General features: G+C 71.5%; 6 protein-coding genes and 1 pseudogene. 5 read left to right on the top strand and 2 right to left on the bottom strand.

Translation table 11 applies throughout. The annotated features are described in order from the left end of the window. Positions 1–32: 32 nt before the first annotated feature. On the bottom strand, positions 33–1,202 hold the full coding sequence (gene galK / locus ACWER9_RS27450) for a galactokinase (RefSeq protein ID WP_452304562.1): 1,170 nt from the start codon (positions 1,200–1,202) through the stop codon (positions 33–35). A 103-nt stretch (positions 1,203–1,305) separates the two neighbouring features. Continuing rightward, complete coding sequence (gene galE, locus ACWER9_RS27445) at positions 1,306–2,289, bottom strand: UDP-glucose 4-epimerase GalE (RefSeq protein WP_452304556.1); 984 nt, start codon at positions 2,287–2,289, stop codon at positions 1,306–1,308. 195 nt (positions 2,290–2,484) lie between these two features. Between galE and ACWER9_RS27440 the strand changes: the two are divergent. From ACWER9_RS27440 to ACWER9_RS27420, 5 genes and pseudogenes are all read left to right on the top strand, one after another. After that, positions 2,485–3,477 (top strand): annotated as a pseudogene (locus tag ACWER9_RS27440) (hemolysin family protein); the annotation flags it as partial. Between the two features lie 204 nt (positions 3,478–3,681). Then, positions 3,682–4,707: a tryptophan--tRNA ligase gene (gene trpS, locus ACWER9_RS27435; RefSeq protein ID WP_452304555.1), complete on the top strand. Its 1,026-nt coding sequence runs from the start codon at positions 3,682–3,684 to the stop codon at positions 4,705–4,707. A 25-nt stretch (positions 4,708–4,732) separates the two neighbouring features. Continuing rightward, positions 4,733–5,302 (top strand): 2'-5' RNA ligase family protein, encoded by a 570-nt coding sequence (locus ACWER9_RS27430; protein WP_452304554.1) that lies wholly within the window; start codon positions 4,733–4,735, stop codon positions 5,300–5,302. A 79-nt stretch (positions 5,303–5,381) separates the two neighbouring features. Continuing rightward, positions 5,382–6,308 (top strand): YihY/virulence factor BrkB family protein, encoded by a 927-nt coding sequence (locus ACWER9_RS27425; protein ID WP_452304553.1) that lies wholly within the window; start codon positions 5,382–5,384, stop codon positions 6,306–6,308. Continuing rightward, positions 6,308–6,694 carry a GntR family transcriptional regulator gene (locus ACWER9_RS27420; RefSeq protein ID WP_452304552.1) on the top strand — a complete coding sequence of 129 codons (387 nt, stop codon included), beginning with the start codon at positions 6,308–6,310 and terminating at the stop codon, positions 6,692–6,694. The genes ACWER9_RS27425 and ACWER9_RS27420 overlap by 1 nt, the downstream gene beginning before the upstream one ends. Positions 6,695–6,761 lie beyond the last annotated feature (67 nt).

Here is a 6,761-nt window from a genome sequence, read left to right as displayed (position 1 = left end):
AGTGGGCAGGGGTTGGGTGTTGGGGGTGGGGGTTAGGGGAGGCGGGTGGTGCCGGGGGAGGGGAGGACTGTCACGGTGCCGGGGGCGGTGAAGCCCCGTTTGGCGTACGCGTCGGTTACGGCTGCGGCGACCGCGTCGGCGTGGTCGGCCTCGACCAGTGCGAGCACGCACCCGCCGAAGCCGCCGCCGGTCATCCGCGCGCCCAGCGCACCGGCAGCCAAGGCCGCCTCGACCGCGGTGTCGACCTCCGGAACGGTGATCTCGAAGTCGTCGCGCATCGAGACGTGGGAGGCCGTCAGCAGCGGGCCGATGTCGCGGACCCGAGCGGCGCGGAGCAGTGCCACCGTGTCCAGGACGCGCTGGTCCTCGGTCACCACGTGCCGGACCCGTCGCCGGGTCTCCTCGTCGTCGAGCTGGGCCAACGCGGCGTCGAGCTGGTCGATGCCCACGTCCCGCAGTGCGGCGACGCCGAGCGCACTGGCTCCGGCCTCGCAGGAGCGGCGGCGGGCCGCGTACTCCCCATCGGCGTGTCGGTGCGGCGCCCGGCTGTCGACGACCAGCACCGCCAGCCCGGCGGCGCCCAGGTCGAACGGGATGTGCTCGACCGACTCGTCGCGGCAGTCCAGGAAGAGGGCGTGCCCGGCGCGGCAACGGATCGAAGCGGACTGGTCCATGATGCCGGTCGGCGCGCCCACGTAGACGTTCTCCGCCCGCTGCGCCAACCGCGGCTGCAGTGCCGGGGCAAGCTCCAACTTGCCGAGGTCGAGCAGGGCGGCCAGCACGGCTGACTCCAGCGCAGCCGAGGAGGAGAGCCCGGAACCCAGCGGTACGTCGGAGGCGATCGCCAGCCGAGCCCCCGGCACCTGGTGACCGGCCTCGCGCAGCGCCCAGACCACACCCGCGACGTACGCGCCCCAGCCGGCGACCCGACCCGGCTCGGCGACGTCGTCCGCGCCGAAGGTGATCGCCTCGCCGGAGAGTTCGGACCAGACCGTCCAGTGCTCCCCGTCCTGCCGGTCGGCCGCGACGACGGTGCGCATCGGGAGCGCGAACGGCAGCACGAAACCTTCGTTGTAGTCGGTGTGCTCGCCGATCAGGTTGACCCGGCCGGGGGCGGCCCAGCGGCCGGATGCCTGACCGCCGAACTGCGCGGAGAAGCCGGCCGCAGCCCGCTCGGCGACGTCGTTGCCGGGGTGGGTCACGGTGCCGGCCTCTGTTCGCGACTGCGGGGCTCGCGAACCCGGCTCACTCCTCGCGCTCACGGTGCCTCCTTCGTCCGCGACTGCGGGGTATCGCAAACCCGGCTCACTGCTGCCCCAGGATGTGCGTGCGGTAGAACGCCCAGGCATCTCCGACCATGTCGTGCAGGGTCGGCTTCTGCGGAACCCAGCCCAGCTCGTCGCGGGCCAGGGCGGACGATGCCACCAACTCGGCCGGGTCGCCCTCGCGGCGCGGGGCGACCTCGACGGGCAGTTGGTGCCCGGTGACCTCGCGGACCACGTCGACGACCTGGCGGTTGGTGAAGCCGTTGCCGTTGCCCAGGTTGTAGATCCGGTGCTGGCCGCCGGTGGCCGCGTCAAGCGCCAGCAGGTGCGCGCGGGCCAGGTCGGCGACGTGGATGTAGTCGCGGACGCAGGTGCCGTCGACGGTGGGGTAGTCGTCCCCGAAGAGTTGGAGCTTCTCCCGCCGGCCGGCGGCGACGTCGAGCGCGATCGGGATCAGGTGCGTCTCCGGGTCGTGTCGCTCGCCGAGCGTGATGTCGCCGTCGAGGTGGGCGCCGGCCACGTTGAAGTAGCGCAGCGACACGGCGGCCAGGCCGTGCGCGACCGCCTCGGAGGTGAGTGCCATGTCGACGGCGAGTTTGGTGGCGCCGTACGTGTTGGTGGGGGCCTTGACCGCGTTTTCGGTGATGGGCAGCTCGGTGGGGTTGCCGTAGACGGCGGCGGTGGAGGAGAACACCATTCTGGGCACCCCGGCTGCCCGGACCGCGTCGATCAGGGCGAGCGTGCCGACGGTGTTGTTGTGCCAGTACAGCTCCGGCTTGACCATCGACTCGCCGGCGGCGATCAGGGCGGCGAAGTGCAGCACCCCGTCGAAACCGGCGTCCGCAGTGATGACGCGGGCGGCGTCGTGGATGGACGCCTCGACGTGGGTGGCGTCCGGGGCGAGGGCTTGGCGGTGACCGGTGCGCAGGTCGTCCAGGATGACCACCTGATGGCCCGCGTCGAGCAGCATTCGGGTCACCACGCTCCCGATGAAGCCGGCGCCCCCGGTGACGAGCAGTTTCACGTCGTTGCCTCCTGCCTGGCCCGCCCGGGACGTAGCCCTTCGGTGATCACACTAGGGCGGTGGCCGGCGCCCTCGCCAATGCCACCGTCAACCCCATTCCATCATAATCTCTCATGATTAAACAGAGCCGAACATCTGTACGCCGCTCCGCGTGATCCCCGGTGCGGTGGGCCCACGGTGTCTACCATCTCTGTCATGCGGGAAGTGGCCCGTACCGGGCTCCGGCGACGCGCGCGGGCGTACCCCCGCCGTGACCCCGGCCCGCTCGCCCGAGCGGTCGCCCGGGTGCTGGTTCGAGCCGCTGACGGTGCCACCCGAATCGTCACCGACCTGCTCGGAACCGGTCCGACGGCCGGCCGTGAGCGCATCTCGGAAGCCGATCTGCGGGATCTGGTCGCGGCGAACACGGTGCTCGACCCAGACGAGCGGCGGATCATCGACGAGGTCCTGGTGGCAGGTGCCAGTCTGATCCGCGAGGTGATGATGCCGCGCACCGAGGTGGTCTTCCTCCCGGCGCGGCTGACAATCGTCGAGGCCGCCCGACTGGTCCGCGCCGAGACGCACACCCGTTACCCGGTCACCGACGGCACCCACGACGACGTGGTGGGCTTCGTGCACCTGCGTGACGTCCTGCTGCGTCCGGACGCCGACCCGTGCGTCACCGTCGGCGAGTTGGCGCGCGAGGTGAAGCGGCTGCCCGGCAGCAAACGGGTGCTCGCCGCGCTGACCGAGATGCGCCGGGAGGGCCAGCACCTCGCGGTGGTGGTCGACGAGTACGGCGGGACGGCCGGGATCGTCACCCTCGAGGACCTCATCGAGGAGTTGATCGGTGAGATCCACGACGAGTACGACGCCACGCCGGACCCGGTGCACGCTGGCCTGCCCGCCGTGGTGGACGGCCGTCTCAACCTCGCCGACTTCGCCGAGCGGACCGGGGTGACGCTTCCCGCCGGGCCGTACGAGACGGTGGGCGGGTTCGTCATGGCCGCGTTGGGCCGGCTCCCGGTGACCGGCGACGAGGTGCCGGTGCCCGATGAGCCCGCCGACGTCGGCGCGCCCGATCCGGGCGAACTTCCGGCCGGTTGGCTGCTGCGGGTGCTCACGTTGGACGGCCGCCGAGTGGCCCGACTCGCCGTCTCGCCGGCACCCGACACCGAGCAGCGCCGCGAGCAGAGCACCGGGCAGCGCCGCGAGCAGAGCACCGGGCAGCGCGGCGGCTCCGCGTGGGCCCGGCAGACGGTGGCGGGGCAGCACCGTCGGGTCACGGTAGGGCCGACGCGCCGGGTCGACACGGGTGAACCATGGGAGGTCAGCACCCCGTCGTCGGCGGGCCGGAGCCGACCCGCCGGCCCGTCATGACGGACCGGGTTGCTTGCTGACAGAATTATCGCCATGTCCGACGTTCCCGCCAGGCCCCGCGTCTTCTCCGGCATCCAGCCGACAGCCGACTCGTTCCACCTCGGCAACTATCTGGGTGCGGTGCGGCACTGGGTGGCACTGCAGGACACTCACGACGCTTTCTACTGCGTGGTGGACCTGCACGCCATCACGGCGGGGCACGACCCGGCGCTGCTGCGCCATCGGACGCGGGTGGCTGCGGCTCAGCTCTTCGCGGTCGGGCTCGACCCGGACCGCAGCACCCTGTTCGTCCAGTCGCAGGTGCCCGAGCACCCGCAGTTGGCCTGGGTGCTCGGCTGCATCACCGGTTTCGGCGAGGCCAGCCGGATGACCCAGTTCAAGGACAAGTCGCAGAAGCAGGGTAACGAGCGGGCCAGCGTGGGGCTGTTCACCTACCCGGTGCTGCAGGCCGCCGACATCCTGCTCTACCAGGCCAACGCGGTGCCGGTCGGTGAGGACCAGCGTCAGCACCTGGAGCTTTCCCGGGATCTGGCCCAGCGGTTCAACTCGCTGTTCGGCGCGACGTTCACGGTGCCAGCGCCGCACATCGTCAAGGACACTGCCAAGATCACCGATCTGCAGGACCCGACCGCGAAGATGTCGAAGTCGTCGTCCTCGCCGGCCGGCATCATCGACCTGCTCGAAGACCCGGCCCGGTCGGCCAAGAAGATCCGCTCGGCGGTGACGGACACCGGCCGCGAGATCGTCTTCGACGCCGAGACCAAGCCGGGTGTGTCCAACCTGTTGACCATCTACTCGGCGCTCAGCGGCCGCAGCATCGACGAGCTGGTGGCCGCGTTCGCGGGGCGCGGCTACGGCGATCTGAAGAAGGAGTTGGCCGAGGTGGTGACGGACTTCGTCCGGCCGATCCAGGAGCGCACCCGCGGCTACCTCGACGACCCGGCCCAGCTGGACAAGCTCCTCGCGGCCGGGGCGGAGAAGGCCCGGGCGGTGGCCGCGACGACCCTGCGGTCCGCGTACGAGCGGGTGGGTTTCTTTCCGCCCGTACGCGGCGAGTAGCTCCGCGGTTCAGGTGGACGGGTCGGTGGTCGGAGGGGCGGCGCGAAGCGTGGATCGCAGTGGCGGGGTGCCGCCGACCGGCGACACCATCCAGATCGGCATCGCGGTGGACATTCCCGAGCCGTGGGGTGCCCTGCTCACCCGGCGGCGGGTCGAGGCCGGTGATCCGCTTGCGGTGCCCGCGCACGTGACGTTGCTCGGGCCCACCGAGATTCCAATGGCCAACCTGCCGGCGATCGAGCGGCACCTGGCCGCCGTCGCCGCCGCGCACCTGCCGTTCACGCTGCACCTGCGAGGCACCGGCACGTTCCGTCCGGTCACCCAGGTGGTGTTCGTCGCGGTGGCCGCCGGGATCAGCGAGTGCGAGCTGCTGGCCGCGGCCATCGCCACGGCGCCGGGCCTGCACCGCGAGCTGCGGTTCCCCTACCACCCGCACGTCACCGTGGCCCAGGACGTGGCACCGGAGGCCCTGGACAGGGTGTACGAGGATCTGGCCGACTTCTCCGCGATGTTCGAGGTCGACGCGTTCACCCTCTTCTCGCACAGTGGGCAGACCAGGTGGCAACCGCGTCGCGACTTCTGCCTCGGCAACTGAAGCGCCGGCGACGCGCCGGCCGGCGAGCATCGGGAGCCGGTTGCCACGACAGCGGTGGGAGATCGGCGAGGATGACGGCGTGAACGTGATCGGCCGGATCGAGGCGGGCATCGACCGCTGGGTGAGCGCCGCGCGCCATCGGTCGGGGCTCTTCGATCATGTGTGGCGGGCCGGCGTGCTGTACGGCGAGGTGCTTGCCGGCCGGCTGGCCGCCGCGATCGCGTACTACGGGTTCTTCGCGGTGTTCGCTCTCGCCCTTGTCGCGTTCTCCGTCTTCGGTGCGATCCTGGAGGACAACGACGAGGTCAGCGCGGCGGCGGCCGACTTCCTCAAGGAGAATCTGCCGTTCCTGGACGCCGAGCAGATCGCCAACTCCAGCGGCACGGTGGGTGTGGTCGGTCTGGTCATCCTGGTCTTCACCGGGATCGGCTGGGTGGAGGCCATCCGGTCCTCGCAGCGGCTGATGTACCAGCTCAACCAGCAGCCGGGGAATCTGGTCGTGCGGCGGCTCGTCGACCTGGGCGTGATGATCGGCGTCTTCGTACTGCTCGGCGTCTCGGTCGCCGCGGTGGACGCGTTGGAGTCGCTGCTGCGCTTCCTGCTGCGCAGCACCGGGTCGGTAGGTCTGACCACGATCAGCGCGGTGCTGAGCGTGCTTGTCAACACGGTGCTCGCCACCGCGCTGCTGCTCGCCGTGCCCCGACTGCGGATGAGCCGGTCCCGGCTGCGCCCGGTGGTGTTGCTGGTGGCGGTCGGCATCACGCTGCTGAACACCGTCGGGCGGTACTACGTGGTGCGGACCGAGCGCAACCCGGCGTACACCGTGGTGGCCGGCGCCGTCGGTCTGCTGCTCTACCTCTACCTGCTCAACCAGTTGGTGCTGTTCGGCGCGGCGCTCCTGGCGACCAGCACCAACGGTCGGGTGGTGGACCTGGCGGAGCCGCCCGCGGCACCGAAGGATGTCGACGAGGGCATCGATCCCGGTACGCCGGGCGGTGCGGGCTGATGGCGGAGGGCGCGCAGATGTTGATCTCGGTCGACCCGGACTCGCCCGTGCCCCCGTACGAGCAGGTGCGTGTGCAGCTCGCCGAGCTGATCGGCGACGGCCGGCTGCCGGTGGGCAGTCGACTGCCCACCGTCCGGCAGCTCGCCGGCGATCTGCGGTTGGCCGCGAACACGGTGGCCCGCGCCTACCGGGAGCTGGAGTCGGCCGGGCTGCTGGAGACCCGGGGGCGCAACGGCACCTTCGTCGCACCCGGGCGGGACGACGCCGTCGACCGGCTGCAGCGGACCGCTGCCGGCTACGCGGCGGAGGCGGCCCGGCTCGGCGTGTCACCTGCCACCGCGCTCGCCCTGGTCCGCGCCGCCCTGGACGCCTCCCGCCCCGGCTGAGGGGCCGTCGGTCGAGCGCGCGTCAGCACGGCGCGCGCCCGGTGGAGACGACTGCCGCGAACGCCGG

The sequence above is a fragment of the Micromonospora sp. NPDC003944 genome (assembly GCF_053605225.1).
Note: the sequence above shows the minus strand (reverse complement) of the source record. Positions and strands in the feature narration are given on the sequence as shown.